Genomic DNA, 19,434 nt, shown 5'->3' with positions numbered 1-19,434 from the left:
GAGCACACCGCACGCCGGTCAGGGCACAGCGCCGGCCACCGCGCCACCCTGCGGGTGCGGGCAGGCTGCTAGAATCCGCGCTCTGTCTTCGTTTCCCGACTGCACCGCCATGAGCCAGACCGCCACCGCGCCCGCCAATGCCGAAACGCGCTACACCGTGCAGCGGGCAGACCTGCCGCTGAGCTGCCCGACGCCGCAGATGGCGCTGTGGAACTCGCATCCGCGCGTGTACCTGCCGATCGAAGACGAACCCAACGGCGAAGCCAAGTGCCCGTACTGCGGCGCGTTGTTCGTGCTCGCCGACTGATCCTGGCCGGATGCACCGCCTGACCGTGGTGCAATTGCTGCCGGCGCTGCAGTCCGGCGGCGTCGAGCGCTCCACCCTGGAAATTGCTGCGGCGCTGGTGCGCGCCGGGCATCGGGCCGTGGTGGTATCGGCCGGCGGGCGCCTGGTGCAGCCGTTGCTGGACGCCGGTGGCGAGCACCTCACCCTGGATATCGGCCGCAAGTCGTTGCTGACCCTGCGGCATGTGGTTGGCCTGCGCCGGCTGTTTGCCGAACTCGGTGCCGACATCGTCCATGCGCGGTCGCGCCTTCCGGCCTGGCTGGGCTGGTACGCGTTGCGCGGGATGCCGGCCGCGACCCGGCCACGCTTCGTCACCACCGTGCACGGGCTCAATTCGCCTAGCCGCTACAGCGCGGTCATGACCTATGGCGAGCGGGTCATCTGCGTCTCGCAGACCGTGAGTGACTACGTCCGCGCGCATTACCCGCAGACCGACCCGGCGCGCATGCGCACCATCCCGCGCGGTGTGGATATCGCGCAGTTTCCGCGCCGCCTCGGGGCCGACCGGCGCGCGCGCGCCTGGGCACAGACACTGCTGCCCGGCCTGCCGGCCGACGCACCGTTGCTGCTGCTGCCCGGACGCGGCACCCGTCTGAAGGGCCATGCCGACGGCCTGCAACTGCTGGCCGCGCTGCGCGCGTCCGGCGTGCCGGCCTGGCTATGGCTGCCGGGCGCGCGCGAGCCCGGGCGCGAAGCCTATGTACGCGAGCTGGAAGCCGAGGCCGCGCGCCTGGGTGTGGCCGCGGCGGTCGCCTTTACCGAGCCCACCGCGCGCATTGCCGAGGCCTACGCCGCCAGCGATCTGGTGTTGCAGCTCTCGCGCAAGCCAGAGGCCTTCGGCCGCACCGTCGTCGAAGCGTTGGCGGTGGGCCGCCCCGTCCTGGGGTGGGCGCATGGCGGGGTTGGCGAATTGCTCGCCGAGCTGCAGCCTGCCGGCGCGGTGCCGGCCTTCGATACCGCCGCGCTGCACGCGCAGGCGCTCGGGCTCCTGCAGCGCCCACCCGCGCCGCCGGCGGTGCTCCCCTATACGTTGCAGGCCATGCAATCGGCCACCTTGAAGGTCTATGACGAACTCCGCCGCTGAGCCCATCGCGCAAGCGCCCGTGTTGACGCCCGACGTCGGGCGCTGGGCGCCGTTGTGGGTGATCCTGTTCGTTGCCCTGTGGCCCACGCCCGGGCTGGCTGAAACGGTGCTGTCGCTGGGCGCGTTGGTCGCGGCCTACCGCCTGGCGCATGCCCGCTTCCGTGGCGGCACCGGCTTGCTCAGCGGCGCCGCCTGGGCGCTGACCAGCGTGCTCTTCTTTGCCTACTGGCTGCCGCAGATGCTGTCGGCGCTGGATGCGGTGGATGCCGGGCGGGCGCTGCGCAAGTCGGCCACCGACCTGCGCTATCTGCCTTTCATGTGGCTGTGCGCGATCGCGGTGGCCAACGCGCAGCGCCGCCGCCGGACCTTCACCGGCCTGGCGGTGATCGGCGCGGTATGGACGCTGGATGCGTTGTTGCAGGCCGCCTTCGGCAGCAGCCCGTTGTTCTTCGCGCTGGATGAACTCAAGCAGCTGATCAGCGGTCACGGGCTGTGCACGCCGCAGGAGCTGGCGCTGGTGGACCGCCTCAGCGGCGTGCTGGGGCCGTGCAATCTCAAGTTCGGGCAGACCCTGGCCAGCCTGTCGCCGTTTCTGTTGCTGGCGCTGGGCCGGCGCAACCGCTGGGCCTGGGCGGGCGCTGCGGCAGCCGTCGGCGTGGTGTTGGTGCTGGCGGGTTCGCGCGCGTCGTGGATCACCTACGGCGTGATCGTGCTGCTCTCGGGCTGGCAATTGCTGGGCGGCCGCCGTCTGGTGGTGGTGGCCGTGGCCGGTGTGCTGCTGGGCGGGGCCGTGGTGGCGGTGGCACCGCAGGCACGCGAGCGTCTGCAGCGCACGGCACTGGCATTCGGCAACGGCGAGCAGGGCGTGGACCACGCCTTGTCCGGGCGCGGCCAGATCTGGGGCGCCGCGCTGTGCATGATTGGCGAGCATCCCTTCAACGGTGTCGGCGCGCGCGGGTTCCGGCAGGCGTATCCGGCCTGCAATCCGGCGCCGTCGCAGCCACCGGCCTGGGGCGATGGCCCGGCCTTCCATGCGCACCAGATCGTGCTGGAAATCCTGGCCGAAACCGGGGTGATCGGCCTGCTGCTGTGGCTGGCCGGGGCGGCGCAGGCGTGGCGTGCGTGGCGCTATTCGAGCGTGGGCGCGCGTGAGCAGGCCCGGCCAGCGATGATTGCGCTGGTGGCCACCGTGTTCCCGCTCAATACCCACCTGGCGTTCTATTCCAGCTTCTGGGGCGGGCTGAGCCTGATGCTGGCGGGCCTGTATGCGGGTGCGCTGCTCAACGACGACGCGGAGCAGGCACCGCCGCGCTAGCGACGCCGGCCGATCGATCACCTGCACCTGCAGCACGCTGCAGGGCCGTAGGCGTCACTGGTAGAACGCGCTGCGGCCGCCCGGTTGTCGCTTGAAGCGGCGATGGATCCACAGGTATTGGTCCGGCGCCTCGCGCACCATGTCCTCGATCGCCGCATTGACCTGCGTGGTATCGGCGATCACGTCCTCGGACGGGATGCCTGCCAGCGGCGGTGCGATCTTGAGGATGTAGCGGCCGCCTTCGCGGCGATGGAAGTAGGGCACCACTGCGCAACCGGTCAGTCGCGCCAGCTGGTGCGTGGCGGTGATGGTGGAGGCCGGGTGCCCGAAGAACGGCACGAACACGGTGTCCTTGCCGCGCATGTCCTGGTCGGGCGCGTACCACAGAAAACCGCCGCGCTTGAGATGCTTGATGGTGGCGCGCAGGTCCTCGTTGGCGAACATGTGCGTGGCATAGCGCAACCGCCCGCGCTTGACCGCCCATTCGAACACCGGGTTGCGGTGCCTGCGGTACATGCCGGCCAGCGGCACGTGGTCGCACAACAGGCGCCCGCACATCTCCAGCGTCATGAAATGCCCGGACACCAGCAGCACCCCACGCTTCTGCTCCTGCAGCCGCTGCAGATGTTCCAGGCCTTCGATCTGCACCCCCGGGCGGATGGCGTCGATGCTGCCCCACCAGGCGCGCGCGAACTCGAACAGGCCCACGCCCAGCGCATCGAAGCTGTCGCGCAGCAGTCGTGCCCGCCAGGCATCGTCCTGCTCGGGGAAACACAGCTTGAGGTTGACCTCGGCAGCGCGCCGCCGCGTGCCCGCCGCGCGCATCGCGATCCAGCCCACGCCGCGGCCCAACGCGCGTTGTAGCGTCCAGGGCAGGCGCCCGGCCAGCACCATGACGGCCAGGCCCAGGTACATGGGCCAGTGCCTGGGATTGCGCAGGGACGGGCGGACGGCGACGTTGGCGGGTTCTGACATGTGGCAATTCTAAGGGATCGTGCACATGCGCACCTGCGGACGCTCCCGTATCCTGCACGCATGCGGAAAGACCCGATCGAATGGCTGTTGCGCGGGCTGTACTCGGCGCTGCTCTACCTGTTGTTGCCGGTCACGGTGTACCACCTGGTGTGGCGCGGCTTTCGCGTGCGCGAGTATTTCAATCGCTGGAACGAGCGCTATGCCTCGTACACGCATGCCTGTGGCCGTCCACGGGTCTGGGTGCATGCGGTGTCGGTGGGCGAGGTCAACGCCGCTGCGCCACTGGTCAACGCCTTGCGTGCGCAGCGGCCGGACATCCGCTGGGTCATCACCACCATCACGCCCACCGGCTCCGAGCGCGTGCGTGCCGTGTGGGGCGATGCGGTCGATCATGTGTATCTGCCTTACGACGTGCCCGGTAGCGTGGGCCGGTTTCTGGAGCATTTCCGGCCACGGCTGGCGCTGATCCTGGAAACCGAGTTGTGGCCGAACATGCTGTTCGGCTGTCGCGACCGCAAGATTCCGTTGTACATCCTCAATGCGCGGCTCTCGGCGCGGTCGTTGCGCGGTTATCGCGTGCTGGCCCCGTTGATCAGCCGCGCGCTGCGCACGGTGACCTGCGTGGCAGCACAGTCGCAGGACGATGCGGAGCGTTTCATCACCCTTGGCGCGCGTCCGGACCAGGTGGTGGCACTGGGCAATCTCAAGTTCGATATCGCTGCGCCGGCGCAGTTGCAGGCGCTGGTCGCGCAGTTTCGCGCGCATGTGCCGGCCACCCGCCCGGTGTGGATTGCCGCCAGTACCCACGAAGGCGAAGAGGCCGCGGTGGCCGATATCCATGCGCGGCTACTGCTGCAATGGCCCGACTTGTTGCTGCTGTGGGCGCCGCGCCATCCGGAACGGTTTCCCAAGGTCGAGGCGCTGGCGCGCGAACGTGGCTGGGCCGTGGCCACGCGCAAGACCCAGCAATGGCCACAAGCGCGCGACAAGGTGTTTGTCATCGATACCCTGGGCGAGTTGATGAGTTTTTATGCCTGCGCGCAGGTGGCCTTTGTCGGCGGCAGCCTGCAGCCGATCGGCGGGCACAATCTGCTGGAGCCGGCGGCAGTCGGCACGCCCGCGGTCACCGGCCCGCATCTGCATAATTTTTCCGAAATCTCGCGGCGCATGCGCGAAGCCGATGCGGTGGCCATCTGCGAGGACGCCGAGTGCGTGTACAACGACCTTGCCCGCTTGTTGGGCGATCCTGCACAGCGTGACGCAATGGCCGCCGCTGGCCTGGCCTTGGTCGCCAATGGCAAGGGCGCCGTCGCGCGCACGCTGCTGCACATTGCACAGGATCTGCCGCCGGTGGCGAACGACGGCGCTGCTGCGTGAGGCTTGTTGATCCGCACGTGGCTGCGTGCACCACATGCCGCGGTCCTGCCGACGCCAACTGCCAGATTGCAGCGTTCGTTGCGTTCAGCAGTGAGAGCGTGCAACGGTGACTGACGCGAGCCTGGCTTTATCCAACGCAGCGCATCGGGCGTCGTAACGACCGCTTTACCGTACTAACCGTACTTGCAGCAGTCGCCACGAAAAGCGCCCATGCAATTGCCTCGCGCGTACAAAAAAGGCGGGCCTGGGCCCGCCTTTCGCGTTACTTGCGGATCGCCTTACTGCAGCGAGCCGCTGCCCTGCAGCCTGGACTCGGCATCCTGCGACAGCAGGCGGTTGACGTCTTGCAGATCGGTAATGTCGAGCTTTCCGATGGCCTGGCCCAACAACAACCGGTTCTGCAGGAAGGTGTAGCGCGACTGCGCGTAGTTCAGCTGTGCCTGGAACAGTGTGCGCTGGTTCTGCACCACGTCCAGCACGGTACGCGTGCCAACTTCCAGGCCGACCTGCGAGGCGTCATAGGCCGCCTGTGCGGAGACCACGGCCAGGCGGCGCGCTTCCACTTCGCTGATACCGGCAACCACGGTTTGATAGGCATTGCGCGTATTGCGATCCAGCGCGCGCTTCTGCTGCTCGTAGGTGTCCTGCTGGATGTCACGACGCGACAGCGCCTGGCGCACGGCCGACTGGGTTGCACCGCCAGCGAAGATCGGGATCGACAAGGTCACGCCGATCGAATCGGTATCGATGTCGCGGCCGTTGGTGGTGAAGTTGCCAGCTGCCTGATCTGCTGCGCCTTGACCACCCCAGCTATTGCTACGACCAACGTTGGCGCCCAGGCTCAGTGTCGGGTAATGGCCTGCACGTGCCGCATTGACTTGTGCCTCGGCTGCGCTGACCTGCAACTGCTGCGCCTTCAATGCCGGGTTATCGGCAATGGCGCTTGCTACCAACTGGTCCACATTGCTGTAGGCCGAAGGCACTTCCGGGCGGAAGTCTTCCGGCAGCGCGCGCAGGCTTACCACCGGCTGGCCGGTGAGTTCGGTCAGCGCCTGGTAGTAATCCTTCAGCGTGTTGCGTGCATTGATGGTGTCGGCTCGGGCCTGATCGTACTGGGCGCGAGCTTCGTGCACATCGGTGATCGGCGCCAGGCCCACTTCCAGGCGCTTGTCGGCATAGTCGAACTGCTTCTTGGCCGCTGCCTCGTTCGTCTCTGCAGCGGCCAGCGACTCAATGCCCACCAGTACTTGGAAATAGGCCGCCGAGGTGCGCGTGATCAGATCGTTGTTGGCCGACTCCAACGTAAAATCTGCGGCCTTTGCGACTTCGCGCTGCGCACGCACGTTGGCAAATTGCGCCCAATTGAAGATGGTCTGGCTACCCTGGATCGAATACTGGCGCTGCTTAGTGGTGGAGCGCCCTTCATTCAAGTTGTCAATGGTGTCCAGCTTGCGGTGCGCCTGCGTATAGCCCGCCGTACCATCCAGTTGCGGCAGCAGCGCCGCTCGTGCCTGCACCACACCCTCCCGATTGACCAGGCGCGTGGACTCGGCCACGGCCAGCTGCGGATCGCCGTTGCGGGCCATTTCGTAGACCTGCAGCAGGTCGGTGGCGTGCGCAGCCATGGGAGACAGGGCGGCGGCCAGGGCCAGAACGAGGGATCGGCGAATCATCGGGGAAGCTTCCTTGGGAATCAGAATTGGAATCGGGGCGTGGGTGCGGCGCCCTGGAGATAGGCGAGGTCGGTTTCGAACAACGATTCGATGCGCGGGGCGTTGACATCGCCACGGACCAGGACCGCTTCCATCACCGGTTCGTGACCGCGCACGACAAACAGCCGGCCGTTCGGGCGCAACCACTGCAGCCACTGGGTCGGCAGCGTGTCGACCGCGCCGGTCACGCAGATGGCATCGAAGCGACGCTCGCTCTGCCAGCCGAACACGTCGGCGGTATCGATCCGGACATTGCTGCCCAGGCCGGTTGCGTCCAGATTGGCGCGCGCGGCGCTGGCCAGCGCGGGGTCGATTTCCAGGCTGACGACCTCGCGCGCGAGCGCCGCCAGGCAGGCGGTGGCAAACCCGCTACCGGTGCCCACTTCCAGCACGTCTTCGCCCGGTTGCAGATCCAGCGCCTGCAACATGCGGCCTTCGACCACCGGCTTCATCATCTTGTGGCCGGCCGACAGCGGAATCTCCACATCGACATAGGCCAGGGTCTTGTAGGCCTCCGGCACGAAGGCCTCGCGCGGCATGCGCGCCAGCACGTCGAGCACGCGCAGGTCCAGCACGTCCCACGGCCGGATCTGCTGCTCGACCATCTTTTCGCGGGCCTGGGTGAAATCGATCGTCATGGTGCGGTTATCCAACGCGGTGGGGCGGACATTTTACCGGTGCGCGGGGCAACTGGCGCATCTAGCATCGCCGCGCATGGACCACCGGCGCAGTGCCGGAAGTCATCGCCACCAAAGGCCGGGGGCGGTCAGCGGGGTGCATAGGCCCTCAAGAAGAAGTCCACACTGGATTCGATGTGCTCGTCCACCTGCGCGCGGGTGGGCTGGCCGTGCAGGCCGCACATCATCAACGCATACAACTCGCCCTTGAGCAGGCAGAAGAACTGCGACGCCGCGCGGGCCAGGTCGGTGATCTCCAGCTGGCCATCGGCCACCCGTGCGGACAGGAAATCCGCCAGTGCCTGTTGGGTCCGCTTGGGGCCGGCGTCCCAGAACATCTCGCGCACATGCACGTCGCCGGTGCCGGGCGCCATCATCATGCGGTGGGTGGAAATGGCCGAGTCGGTACTGACCATGGCGAAGAACGCATGCGCGATCTCGATCAACTGGTCGCGCAATGCGCCCTCGGGGGCATGATCGAACAGGTCGTCCGGCATCATGTGCTGGCATTGCGCGCGGATCGCCTCGGAAAACAGGCTTTCCTTGTCGCCAAAATGGCTATAGACGGTCAGCTTGGAGACGCCCGCCTGTGCGGCGATCCCATCCATGCTGACCCCGGCATAGCCTTGCTCCATGAACATGGTGCGCGCAGCGCCCAGGATGGCGGCGCGTTTCCCAAGGTCCTTGGGACGCCCAGGGCCGTTGCTCTTGGCCTTGGACTTGAGGGGGGGCGAGCTGGACATGTGGTCAATACTAGACCATCGGGTTCTATATTTATACTCGGTGGCCTGAATGCATCAGCGCGCGCGTCGCAACCCACAGCTCCGCACGGCGTGGGAGCGGGCGGCAGATGACCACCCCGCGTGCCCCGTTGCCGCTGAAATAGTGATAAGCCATCACCGTCTCGGCCGAATGCCTCCCGGTGTCATGGTGGTCCCGGCAGCTGTGGGGAATCCACCTAGGGCGGGCCGAAAACCCCGGTGATAGATTTGCCGCAGGCCTGTCAGTGCATACCGGCAGGCGGGGCCAGCAGGCACGGACGAGGGGACGGAAGCGTGAACAGGGTCGGGGCGCAGACGCATGCAGGCTGCGTTCGCAGCACAGGTGTGCTGCGGGCGGCGCTGCTGTGGCTGTGGGTCGTGCTGTGCTGCGCGACGCTCGGGTTGCCGCTAGCTGGCGCGCAGGAGCTCGACCACACCGCCTACCACACCGTCACGCGCTGGAACATGGACGACGGCCTGCCGCACAACCTGGTGCATGCGGTGGCCCAGGGCGAGGACGGGCTGATCTGGCTCGGCACCTGGGAAGGCGTGGCGCGGTTCAACGGTCGCGACTTCACCGTCTACGACCGCCAGAACACCCCGGGCGTGGAACTGGGGGGGGTGTTCGTGGTGTTGCGCGACAGCACCGGCGGCATGTTGTTCGGGACCGCCTTCGACGGGGTCTACCGGTACCAGGATGGCAAGTGGCAGCAATTGGGCGATGCCTCGGCGCGCCATCTGGCGGTCAGCGCGTTGCTGCGTCGTGCCGATGGCGCGTTATGGGTGGGCACGCCGCAGACGCTGTACCGGATCGAGCCGGATGGGCGCCTGGTTGATGTCGGCCGCCAGGCCGGGTTGCCGCATGCGCGCATCACCGCGCTGTCGGCCGACGACACCGGCGAGCTGTGGGTGGGCACCGAAGTCGGCTTGTACCGGCTGCCGCGCACCGGCGGTGCAGCAGAAGCCTGGGGCAAGGCGCATGGCATGCAGGCCGTACCGGTCCGACGGCTGGCCAGCGATCGCCAGGGCGGCCTGCTGGTCGCTGGCGACGATGGCGTGTGGTGGTGGGGCCGCGCCGGCGGGCTGCAACGGTTTCGTCAGGGCCAGCGGGTGGATGCGCTGTTGCTGGATCGGCGCGGGCATCTGTGGATGAGCATGCCCAGCGGCACGCTGCTGGTGCATCGTAGCGCCGGGGTGCCCGACGAACAGGTGCAGATCTCCGGTGTCGCCAGCCCGGCATTGCTGGAAGATGCCGAGGGCCTGATCTGGGTCGGCAGCACCCATGGACTGTTCCGGATTGCCGAAGGCGCCGCGCACGGCGTCACCCAGGACGACGGGCTGGCCTCCGATTACGTGCGCACGGTGTTGCAGACCCGCGATGGCACTGTGTGGGTCGGCAGTGCGGTCGGCCTGGACCGCTGGCGCAACGATCAGATCACACGGGTGTCGCTGTTGCCGTCCGAAGGTGGCCGGATCCTGGAGCAATCGGTGCTGTCGCTGGCCGATGCCGGCGACGGCGGGGTCTGGGCCGGCACCTACAGCCAGGGCGTGCTGCGGCTGGACGCGCAGGGCAGGGTCTTGATGCGCATCGGTGCGGACGATGGGTTGCCCTCGCTGTCGGTGCGGGCGGTATTGCCCGATGGCGAGGATCTGTGGATCGGCACCACCGGCGGGCTGGTGCGCTGGCGGCATGGCAAGGCGCGCCGTTACACCGCGGCCGACGGGGTGCCTGACGGTTCGGTGCAGGCGCTATATCGCGATGCGCAGGGCATCATCTGGATCGGGACCGATCGCGGCATGACCGGTCTGTCGCCGGGTGGCAGCACGCGTGCGTGGCTGGGCGAACAGGACTTCCCTGGCCAGAACGCCTTCGACTTCCTGCGTGACGCCAGCGGCGATCTGTGGATCGCCAGCGATCGCGGCCTGCTGCGCCTGCATGGCGAGCAGTTCCGCGTCTACGATCACCGCGTAGGCCTGCCGCGCGACAAGGTGTTCCGCGTGATCGACGATGGCCGCGGCTACCTGTGGCTGTCCAGCAATCACGGCGTGTTCCGCATCGCGCGCAGCGACTTTGACCAGATCGATGCGGGCACCCGCGAGCAGTTGAGTGTGGAGGTGGTGGACCGCAGCGACGGCATGCCCGGGAACCAGGGCAACGGCAGCAGCGCACCGGCCGGTTGGCTGACCTTGTCCGGGCAATTGCTGTTTCCCACCGCCGCCGGCCTGGGCGTGATCGATCCGGCGCGCGTCGGCACCTTGCAAGGTCACCGCGTGCCGATCGTGTTCGAGCGCTTGCTGGTCGATGGCATGGTGCAGTCGGTGAGCGGCCCGCATCGCTTTGGCGCCGAGACGCGGCGCATCGCCATCGGCTATGCCGGGCTGAATTTCCGCGGGCCCGACAAGGTGCGTTACCGCTATCGCCTGGAAGGCTTCGACCCGGAATGGGTGGACGCCGACACGGCCACCGAGGCGGTGTACACCAACCTGCCGCCGGGCCGCTTCCGTTTCCGTGTGCAGGCGATGTCGCTGCCGGTGGACTGGCGACAGACCGCGCTCCTTGGCGAATCCAGTCTGGTCATCGCACTGGCCCCGCCGTGGTGGCGCCGTGGCGAGGTGATCGCGCTGGGCGTCCTTGCGCTGGCCAGCCTGATTTACGGGTTTTACCTGTGGCGTACGGCCAGCTACCGGCGAAGCCAGCGCCAGCTCAATACCGTGATCGACCGGCGCACACGCGAACTGCGCGAGAAGAATCTGGCGCTGCAGCAGGCCAGCGCGGAGCGTGAAGCCCTGATGCAGCAACTGGAATACCGCGCCAGCCATGACGTGCTCACTGCATTGCCCAACCGGCGCGAGGCCGAACGTGTGCTGCAGCAGTGGTTCGACGCTGCACGCAGCGGTGGCCCGGCACTGGCGCTGGCGCTGATGGACATCGACCACTTCAAGCACATCAATGACGCCTACGGCCATGACGTCGGCGACGCGGTGCTGAGCGCGCTGGGCGATGCCTTGAGCGCCCAGGATCAGGCGCAGTGTTTCGCCGCGCGCCATGGCGGCGAAGAGTTCCTGCTGGCCGCCACCGGGCTGGACGCGGTGCAGGCACGCGCGCTGTTCGAGCGCATGCGGCAACGCCTGGCGGCAATCGTAGTGGATGCGCACGGCACCAGCGTGCAGTGCACCGCAAGCATGGGCATGGCGATGAGCCACGAAGTGCCGACGCGGCGCGAACTGCTGGCATTGGCAGACCGTCGCCTGTACCAGGCCAAGCGGCAGGGGCGCGATCGGCTGGTCGACCACTGACTTCGTGCTGGCGTATTACGCTGTCTGCCGGGTGTGGCAGCGCAGAACAGCGGTGGCTGGAGGCGCCTGTTCTGCGTGCGATGCGTGAGCTCCGCTAGTGCCCATGTCCATGCGGCGTTGCACCGATCAGTGGCGCGCCAGTGCTGGCCTGTGGGTGCGGATGCGTGCGGAGCATGTCGTGCACCATGCGCTCCAGGGACCGCGTCACGTCTGGTCTGCCTGTGCGTTCAACAACGCCACAAACGCCTGCGCCGCACGTGACAAGGTACGCCCGCCGTGCGTCACGCAGCCCAGCTCGCGCGACAGCGTCACATCGGCCAGCGGCAGCGCGACGATCTGATGGTCGATCATGCGTTCGGGCAACACGCTCCAGGCCAGCCCGACCGATACCAGCATCTTGATCGTCTCCAGATAATTGGTGGTCATGCGCAGGTGTGGCGCCAGGCCCCGCTCGGCAAACAGCCCGGCGACGATGCGATGGGTGAACGTGCCGGGGTCCGGCAGCACTGCCGGATGCGCGACCACGTGTTCCAGCGTCACCTCCCGCAGGGCGGCCAATGGATGGTCGGGCGCCACCACGAATTGCAGACGGTCGTGCCAGATCGGCCGCGCGCGCAGCGGCGCGCGCGTGTCCGGTGCCAGGGTGGTCACAGCCAGTTCGACCTCGCCGCGTAGCACCGCCGCATACGCCAGTTCCGAATCCAGAAACTGGATGTCCAGCGCGGCCTGCGGGTGCTGCGCAGCGAAGCGACGCAGCAACGCCGGTAGGCGGTGCAGGCCCACGTGGTGGCTGGTGGCCAGGCTCAGGCGCCCGCCAACCGAGGCCCCGAGGTGCTCGAGCACGCGGCGGGTGTCCTCCAGTTCGGCAAGAATGCGTTGGGCGCGCGGCAACAGGGCCTGCCCGGCCTCGGTCAGCACCACCTGGCGGCCCAGGCGATCGAACAACCGCGCCGACAACTGGCCCTCCAGCAAGGCGATGCGCTTGCTCACCGCCGGTTGGGTGAGGTGCAGCGCCTCGCCGGCCGCCGAGAAGCTGCCGCTCTGGGCAATGGCCACGAATGCGCTGAGGCTTGCGAGATCCACTGGCATTCCTGAAATTCATTTGTTGAATAAACAATATGAATTTGCGTTATCCAAGGCAAGCTCCTAGCATCGATCTCAGCCAGGTGGGCGCACCCACCATTCGCCACCCGGATTGCCGCGATGACTGCCAAGACGCTGTACGACAAACTGTGGGAACTGCATGAGGTCGCCCGTCGTGACGACGGCTCCTCGCTGATCTACATCGACCGCCACATCCTGCACGAGGTGACCTCGCCGCAGGCCTTCGAAGGCCTGCGTCTGGCCGGGCGCACGCCATGGCGCATCGACGCAAACATCGCCACGCCCGACCACAACGTGCCGACCACACGTGCCGAGCGCCAGGGCGGGCTGGAGTCGATTTCCGATGAAGTCTCGCGCCTGCAGGTGCAGACCCTGGACGAGAACTGCGACGACTTCGGCATCCTCGAGTTCAAGATGAACGATGCGCGCCAGGGCATCGTGCACGTGGTCGGCCCGGAGCAGGGCGCCACGCTGCCGGGCATGACCGTGGTCTGCGGCGACTCGCACACCTCCACGCATGGCGCATTCGGCGCGCTGGCGCACGGTATCGGCACCTCCGAGGTCGAGCATGTGCTGGCCACGCAGTGCCTGATCGCCAAGAAGATGAAGAACATGCAGGTGCGCGTGGAAGGCACGCTGCCGTTCGGCGTGACCGCCAAGGACATCGTGCTGGCGGTGATCGGCAAGATCGGCACCGCCGGCGGCAACGGCCATGCACTGGAATTTGCCGGCAGCGCGATCCGCGACCTGTCGATGGAAGGGCGCATGACCATCTGCAACATGTCCATCGAAGCCGGCGCGCGCGTGGGCATGGTGGCGGTGGACGAAAAAACCATCGCCTACGTCAAGGGCCGCCCGTTCGCGCCCAAGGGCGCCGACTGGGATGCGGCTGTCGCGTTGTGGAGCACGCTGGTCTCCGATCCGGACGCGCACTTCGACACCGTGGTGGAACTGCGCGCCGACGACATCAAGCCGCAGGTCAGCTGGGGCACCTCGCCGGAAATGGTGCTGGCGGTGGATCAGCAGGTGCCGGACCCGGCCGCCGAGCAGGACCCGACCAGGCGCGACTCGATCGAGCGCGCGCTGAAATACATGGGCTTGCGTGCAAATCAGCCGATCACCGAGATCCGCCTGGATCGCGTGTTCATCGGCTCATGCACCAACTCGCGCATCGAAGACCTGCGCGCCGCCGCCGCAGTGGCCAAGGGCCGCAAGGTCGCTTCCACGATCAAGCAGGCGTTGGTGGTGCCAGGCTCGGGCCTGGTCAAGGCACAGGCCGAAGCAGAAGGCCTGGACAAGGTATTTCTGGACGCCGGTTTCGAATGGCGCGAGCCAGGCTGCTCGATGTGCCTGGCCATGAACCCGGACAAGCTCGGCAGCGGCGAACATTGCGCCTCCACCTCCAACCGCAACTTCGAAGGCCGCCAGGGCGCCGGTGGACGCACGCATCTGGTCAGCCCGGCGATGGCCGCTGCCGCGGCGGTGAGCGGACACTTTGTCGATGTGCGTGAACTCGGGGATTCGGCATTGGGGATTCGGGATTCGTAAAAAAGCGCTTCGCCATCCTCTGCCTTTTCGAATCCCCAATCCCAAATCCCGGCCCCTCCCAATGACTCCTTTCACCCAACACACCGGACTGGTCGCGCCGCTGGATCGCGCCAACGTCGACACCGACCAGATCATTCCCAAGCAGTTCCTCAAGTCGATCAAGCGCACCGGCTTCGGGCCGAACCTGTTCGACGAATGGCGGTACCTGGATATCGGCGAGCCCGGCCGCGACAACAGCCAGCGCCCGCTCAATCCGGAGTTCGTGCTCAATTTTCCGCGCTATCAGGGCGCCAGCGTGCTGCTGGCACGCGAGAACTTCGGCTGCGGCTCCTCGCGCGAGCATGCGCCGTGGGCGCTGGACGAGTACGGTTTTCGCGCCGTGATCGCGCCCAGCTTCGCCGACATCTTCTTCAACAACAGCTTCAAGAACGGCCTGTTGCCGATCGTGCTGGCGGAAGCGGAAGTGGATGCGTTGTTCGAGCAATGCCTGACCACCGAGGGCTATCAGCTCACCGTGGATCTGGCCGCACAGCGTGTGCGCCGTCCCGATGGCGTGGAATACAGTTTCGACATCGACGCCTTCCGCAAGCACTGCCTGCTCAACGGGCTGGACGATATCGGTCTGACCCTGCAGGACGCCGATGCCATCGGTCGCTTCGAGCAAGGTCATCGCGCACGCCAACCGTGGTTGTTCGGCGCGTTGCAGTAATGCTTGCGTCGTGAACGCCGCAGCACAATGAAAAACGGGTGCGGTAGCGCCCTTCCACGAGGATTGCATGAGCAAGCAGATTCTGATTCTTCCCGGCGACGGCATCGGCCCGGAAATCATGGCCGAAGCGGTCAAGGTGCTGACGCGCATCGATGCGCAACACGGCTTGGGCTTCACCCTGGTGTACGACGAACTGGGTGGCGCGGCCTACGACAAGTACGGCAGCCCGCTGGCCGATGAAACGCTGGAACGTGCGCGCGCTGCCGATGCGGTGCTGCTGGGCGCAGTCGGTGGCCCGCAGTGGGACACCATCGACCCGTCGCTGCGGCCGGAACGCGGCCTGCTCAAGATCCGCTCGCAGCTGGGCCTGTTCGCCAACCTGCGCCCGGCGTTGCTGTATCCGCAATTGGCCGATGCGTCCACGCTCAAGCCGGAGGTGGTGTCCGGGCTGGATCTGTTGATCCTGCGCGAGCTCACCGGCGGCATCTATTTCGGTCAGCCGCGCGGCACGCGTACGCTGGATAACGGCGAGTGCCAGGCCTACGACACCTTGCCGTACAGTGAAAGCGAGATCCGCCGCATCGCCAAGGCCGGCTTCGAGATGGCGCGCTTGCGCGGCAGGAAGCTGTGCTCGGTCGACAAGGCCAACGTGCTGGCATCGAGCCAGCTCTGGCGTGCAGTGGTCGAAGAAGTCGCCAAGGACTACCCGGATATCGCGCTGTCGCACATGTATGTGGACAACGCGGCCATGCAGTTGGTGCGCGCGCCCAAGCAGTTCGACGTGATCGTGACCGACAACATGTTCGGGGACATCCTGTCCGACCAGGCATCCATGCTCACCGGCTCGATCGGCATGCTGCCGTCGGCCTCGCTGGATGCCAACAGCAAGGGCATGTATGAGCCCTGCCACGGCTCGGCGCCGGACATCGCAGGCAAGGGCATCGCCAACCCGCTGGCGACCATCCTGTCGGTGGCGATGATGTTGCGCTACACGTTTGCGCAATCTGCAGCAGCTGATGCGATCGAGCAAGCGGTCGGCAAGGTACTCGACCAAGGTCTGCGCACTGCCGACATCTGGTCGGAAGGCACGACCAAGGTCGGCACGGTCGCGATGGGTGATGCGGTGGTTGCTGCGCTGTAAAGCTTTGGTTGGATGTATCGTCTTGTCGAAGTATTGGCGGTCATAGTCCTGTTTGGGCGATGGCCGCTTTCGTTTTTGGGCTTATCGATGGCGCGGTGCCGCATCCAGGGGCAGGACACGCCGTGAATCCGTCCGTGGAGGCTCAGTGGCGGCATCCATGCCGCCACATGGTCCCGCCCCTGGACGCGACACCGCGCTCCCACTCTTTGCGGTTGCTGATGGGCAAGCAACGATTTTTGTAGGCGTAATGCTTTCTGATTCCGCAGTCGATAGTCGATGCAGTTCGTCGGTCGCTTTGCCATGATTCCGCCAGCGAACGGCGCGCTCCAAAGCATGATCAACCAACCAAGGAACGTTTTTCCTTCAGTTACCGACTCAAACCGGAGGTGCTTGCGCGCGTACCGGCGTGGGACCTTACGTGGCATGGGTGCCGCGTAAGAGCCCACAGGGACGTACTTGCGGCGTGTCCCACGCCGGTACACGTGCAAGCGCCCGCAGCAGACCGAAGCATTCGCACAAAACCGGCAGATCTCGTGTGCGAGGTTGTTCTGTGTCGGTACGAGTGCACGCGCCCGCAGCAGCCCGACGCACTTGCAAGAAAGTTGGAACACCAAAACCAAAACGGCCAGCAGATCACTCCGCCGGCCGTCAGGCTTGCATTACCTAGCCAATGAGCAGCGTTACGCCACCGCCGCGGTCTTGCCGGCGATCACGCCGCGCTCGCGCTGACGCAGCAGGCGGTTGGCCACATCCAGCCACGCCAGGGCGCTGGCTTCGATGATGTCCTTGCTGGTGCCGGTGCCTTCGTATTCCACGCCGTCGTGGCGCACGCTCAGGCTGGCTTCGCCACGCGCATCCGCGCCGATGCCCACGCTGTGCACCTGGTAGCTGTCCAGCTCCAGCTTCACGCCGGTCGCCGAGGCCAAGGCCCCGAAGAGTGCATCCACCGGCCCGTTGCCCTGCGCCGTCTCGGCCACGCGGTTGCCTTCCGGGTCGGACAATTCCACCAAGGCGTTCGCACGGCTGCCCACATCGCTGATGGTCATCGACGCCAGGCGGTAGCCTTCCTGCACGGTGGCGTCCTGCATCATCGCCTGCAGGTCGGCGTCGGTGACCACGCGCTGCTTCTCGCACAGCGCCTTGAACTGCTCGAACACCAGCTTGACTTCTTCTTCTTCCAGCAAGTAACCCAGTGCACGCAGGCGCTGTTCCACCGCGGCGCGGCCGCTGTGGCGGCCCAGCACCATCTGCGACGACTCCCAGCCCACGTCTTCCGGGCGCATGATTTCGTAGGTGCCGCGATGGCGCAGCATGCCGTGCTGGTGGATGCCCGATTCGTGCGCGAACGCGTTGCCGCCCACCACCGCCTTGTTGCGCTGTACCGGCATGCCGACCAGGCGCTGCAGCAACTGCGAGGTGGAGACGATGCGCGGGGTATGGATGTCGGTATCGATGTTGTAGAACGCACCGCGCACCTTCAGTGCCATGGTGATTTCTTCCAGCGCGCAGTTGCCTGCACGCTCGCCGATACCGTTGATGGTGCATTCGACCTGGCGTGCGCCGCCTTCGATGGCGGCCAGCGAATTGGCCACGGCCAGACCCAGGTCGTTGTGGCAGTGCGCGCTGAAGATCACGTTGTCGGCAGCGTCGACGCTGGCGATCAGGCGCGAGAACATGCCGCGGATTTCTTCCGGTGTGGTGAAGCCCACCGTGTCGGGCAGGTTGATCGTGGTGGCGCCGGCCGCGATCGCCACGCGGGTGACCTCGATCAGGAAATCTTCCTCGGTGCGTGTGGCGTCTTCGGCAGAAAACTCCACATCGTCGATGTAGCTGCGCGCCAACGTCACGTGCTTGTGTACTGATTCCAGCACCTGCTCGCGGCTCATGCGCAGCTTGTGCTCACGGTGCAGCGGGCTGGTCGACAGGAAGACATGCAGCCGCGGATTGGCAGCCGCTTCCAGCGCCTTGGCCGAGGTTTCGATGTCGGCTTGCAGGCAGCGCGACAGCACGGCCAGCGTCGGGCGACGCAGCTCGCGGCCGATCATCGCCACCGCTTCGCGGTCCGACTGCGAGCTGGCCGGGAAACCGGTTTCGATGATGTCCACGCCGAGTTCGTCCAGCGCGCGCGCCATGACCAGCTTCTGCTGGGGCGTCATGCTGCAGCCGGGGGATTGCTCGCCGTCGCGCAGGGTGGTGTCGAAAATTCGGATACGCGGGGTCTGGTTGGATACGTTCGTGTTCACCAGGAAGACTCCTCTACGGCGATGGCGGTGACAGGCGTTGAAGCGACTGCGGATGGGCGGGAAAGAGCGGGTGGTTGGTTGGGTGGCTTGACGCTGCGTTCGTTGCGAAGCCGCTCGGTGTTGCGACGACGCGGTTTGCGTGGCGGACGCGGCCGCACCTCGGACAAGAGCGTGGCCAACACGGTTGCGTCGATATTACCGCCAGAGACCACCGCACATTTGCGTTTGCCTGCCACACGGCGACCAGCGGCCAGGGCCAGGGCACCGGCGCCTTCGGCAATCACGTGTTCTTCCAGTGCCAGGCGCACCAGGGTTTCGCGTAATTCGGCCTCGCGCACGATCACCACGTCATCGAGCAAGCTCGAGCACAGGCGGCGAGTGAGGAAGCCGGGAATCTTGACCTTGACGCCATCGGCCAGCGTGGGCACGGGGGCGATTTCGCGCAGGTCGCCGCGCACGGCGCGCGCCATGGAGTCCACGCCTTCGACCTGTGCGCCGACCACGCGCACGCCCTGCGATTTGAGCGCCAACGCAATACCGGAGGCCAGCCCGCCACCGCCGATCGGCACGATCACCACGTCCGGCGCATGCGCCGCCAGCTCGATCCCGACCGTGCCCTGGCCGGCGATCACGTCCGGGTCGTCGAAGGCGGACAGGAAGCGATAGCCATTCTGGTCGGCCAGCTCGCGGGCAAAGGCGAAGGCCTCGTCGTAACTGTTGCCATGCTGGCGCACGGTGGCACCCCAGTGCGCCACGCCGGCGATCTTGGTCTGCGGCGCGCCGTGCGGCATCACCGTGATGGCCTGCACACCCAGCCGATAGGCCGACCACGCGACACCTTGCGCGTGATTGCCGGCCGAGGCGCAGATCACCGGACGTTCGTCGCCGCGCTCCAGTCCGGCCAGCAAGGCATTCAATGCGCCGCGCACCTTGTAGGAACCGGTGCGCTGCAGGTTTTCCAGCTTCAACCACACGCCGAAGCGTTCGGCGTAATGCAGTGGCGTGGGCGAGAGGTACTTGCGCAGGCGTGCCTGTGCAGCCAGCACGTCGGCCACGCTGACGGCCACGTCGCCTACGTCGGGCTCCTGCGTGGTGGGGCGGCCGGAATCAGGCATTGCGGCACGCGCGCGGCCGATCCGGAAGAA

The 19,434-nt window shown here is 66.6% G+C and carries 15 protein-coding genes; 8 read left to right on the top strand and 7 right to left on the bottom strand.

The window, feature by feature from the left end:
- The first annotated feature begins 109 nt into the window (after positions 1-109).
- The 3 genes from ACCQ10_RS16795 to ACCQ10_RS16785 are packed head-to-tail and all read left to right on the top strand — an operon-like array spanning position 110 to position 2,745.
- Positions 110-307 carry a zinc-finger domain-containing protein gene (locus ACCQ10_RS16795; RefSeq protein WP_039406274.1) on the top strand — a complete coding sequence of 66 codons (198 nt, stop codon included), beginning with the start codon at positions 110-112 and terminating at the stop codon, positions 305-307.
- 10 nt (positions 308-317) lie between these two features.
- A complete protein-coding gene (locus tag ACCQ10_RS16790) occupies positions 318-1,430 on the top strand; it encodes a glycosyltransferase (protein WP_228888577.1) in 1,113 nt (370 codons plus the stop codon).
- Positions 1,411-2,745: an O-antigen ligase family protein gene (locus ACCQ10_RS16785; RefSeq protein WP_039406278.1), complete on the top strand. Its 1,335-nt coding sequence runs from the start codon at positions 1,411-1,413 to the stop codon at positions 2,743-2,745. Before ACCQ10_RS16790 ends, ACCQ10_RS16785 begins: the two co-directional genes overlap by 20 nt.
- A 54-nt stretch (positions 2,746-2,799) precedes the next feature.
- Here ACCQ10_RS16785 and ACCQ10_RS16780 read toward each other — a convergent pair whose 3' ends face one another.
- Entirely contained in the window at positions 2,800-3,720 is a 921-nt protein-coding gene (locus ACCQ10_RS16780; protein ID WP_039406279.1) for an LpxL/LpxP family Kdo(2)-lipid IV(A) lauroyl/palmitoleoyl acyltransferase, read from the bottom strand.
- Between the two features lie 60 nt (positions 3,721-3,780).
- On the opposite strand from ACCQ10_RS16780, the gene waaA reads away from it, so the two are divergent.
- A complete protein-coding gene (gene waaA / locus ACCQ10_RS16775) occupies positions 3,781-5,097 on the top strand; it encodes a lipid IV(A) 3-deoxy-D-manno-octulosonic acid transferase (RefSeq protein WP_372361335.1) in 1,317 nt (438 codons plus the stop codon).
- A 278-nt stretch (positions 5,098-5,375) separates the two neighbouring features.
- Here waaA and ACCQ10_RS16770 read toward each other — a convergent pair whose 3' ends face one another.
- The 3 genes from ACCQ10_RS16770 to ACCQ10_RS16760 form a co-directional block, all read right to left on the bottom strand.
- Entirely contained in the window at positions 5,376-6,770 is a 1,395-nt protein-coding gene (locus ACCQ10_RS16770) for a TolC family outer membrane protein (protein ID WP_372361334.1), read from the bottom strand.
- Positions 6,771-6,790: 20 nt separating this feature from the next.
- Positions 6,791-7,447: a protein-L-isoaspartate O-methyltransferase family protein gene (locus tag ACCQ10_RS16765; protein WP_039406308.1), complete on the bottom strand. Its 657-nt coding sequence runs from the start codon at positions 7,445-7,447 to the stop codon at positions 6,791-6,793.
- A gap of 128 nt (positions 7,448-7,575) precedes the next feature.
- Positions 7,576-8,229: a TetR/AcrR family transcriptional regulator gene (locus ACCQ10_RS16760; protein ID WP_047696950.1), complete on the bottom strand. Its 654-nt coding sequence runs from the start codon at positions 8,227-8,229 to the stop codon at positions 7,576-7,578.
- A 312-nt stretch (positions 8,230-8,541) separates the two neighbouring features.
- Between ACCQ10_RS16760 and ACCQ10_RS16755 the strand changes: the two genes are divergently transcribed.
- Positions 8,542-11,544 carry a two-component regulator propeller domain-containing protein gene (locus ACCQ10_RS16755; RefSeq protein WP_372361333.1) on the top strand — a complete coding sequence of 1,001 codons (3,003 nt, stop codon included), beginning with the start codon at positions 8,542-8,544 and terminating at the stop codon, positions 11,542-11,544.
- A gap of 204 nt (positions 11,545-11,748) precedes the next feature.
- Here the strand turns inward: ACCQ10_RS16755 and ACCQ10_RS16750 are convergent, their stop codons facing one another.
- A complete protein-coding gene (locus ACCQ10_RS16750; RefSeq protein WP_039406311.1) occupies positions 11,749-12,627 on the bottom strand; it encodes a LysR family transcriptional regulator in 879 nt (292 codons plus the stop codon).
- 120 nt (positions 12,628-12,747) lie between these two features.
- Here ACCQ10_RS16750 and leuC point away from each other — a divergent pair, with 120 nt between their 5' ends.
- The 3 genes from leuC (at position 12,748) to leuB (ending at position 16,046) form a co-directional block, all read left to right on the top strand.
- Positions 12,748-14,196 carry a 3-isopropylmalate dehydratase large subunit gene (leuC, locus tag ACCQ10_RS16745; RefSeq protein WP_355581943.1) on the top strand — a complete coding sequence of 483 codons (1,449 nt, stop codon included), beginning with the start codon at positions 12,748-12,750 and terminating at the stop codon, positions 14,194-14,196.
- A 61-nt stretch (positions 14,197-14,257) separates the two neighbouring features.
- Positions 14,258-14,905: a 3-isopropylmalate dehydratase small subunit gene (gene leuD / locus ACCQ10_RS16740; RefSeq protein WP_372361332.1), complete on the top strand. Its 648-nt coding sequence runs from the start codon at positions 14,258-14,260 to the stop codon at positions 14,903-14,905.
- Between the two features lie 67 nt (positions 14,906-14,972).
- Positions 14,973-16,046: a 3-isopropylmalate dehydrogenase gene (leuB, locus tag ACCQ10_RS16735; protein ID WP_372361331.1), complete on the top strand. Its 1,074-nt coding sequence runs from the start codon at positions 14,973-14,975 to the stop codon at positions 16,044-16,046.
- Between the two features lie 680 nt (positions 16,047-16,726).
- On the opposite strand, the gene ACCQ10_RS16730 is transcribed toward leuB, so the two are convergent.
- Together ACCQ10_RS16730 and ACCQ10_RS16725 are read right to left on the bottom strand one after the other, a co-directional pair.
- Positions 16,727-18,289: a 2-isopropylmalate synthase gene (locus tag ACCQ10_RS16730; RefSeq protein ID WP_372361330.1), complete on the bottom strand. Its 1,563-nt coding sequence runs from the start codon at positions 18,287-18,289 to the stop codon at positions 16,727-16,729.
- Positions 18,286-19,356, bottom strand: coding sequence for a threonine dehydratase (locus ACCQ10_RS16725; protein ID WP_228888285.1), 1,071 nt, complete (start codon positions 19,354-19,356; stop codon positions 18,286-18,288). Before ACCQ10_RS16725 ends, ACCQ10_RS16730 begins: the two co-directional genes overlap by 4 nt.
- Between the last annotated feature and the right edge of the window lie 78 nt (positions 19,357-19,434).

The organism is Xanthomonas sp. NCPPB 1325, from assembly GCF_041477645.2.
In the GTDB taxonomy this organism is placed as follows: Bacteria; Pseudomonadota; Gammaproteobacteria; order Xanthomonadales; family Xanthomonadaceae; genus Xanthomonas; species Xanthomonas cannabis.
This window is presented reverse-complemented; position numbering and strand designations above follow the sequence as displayed.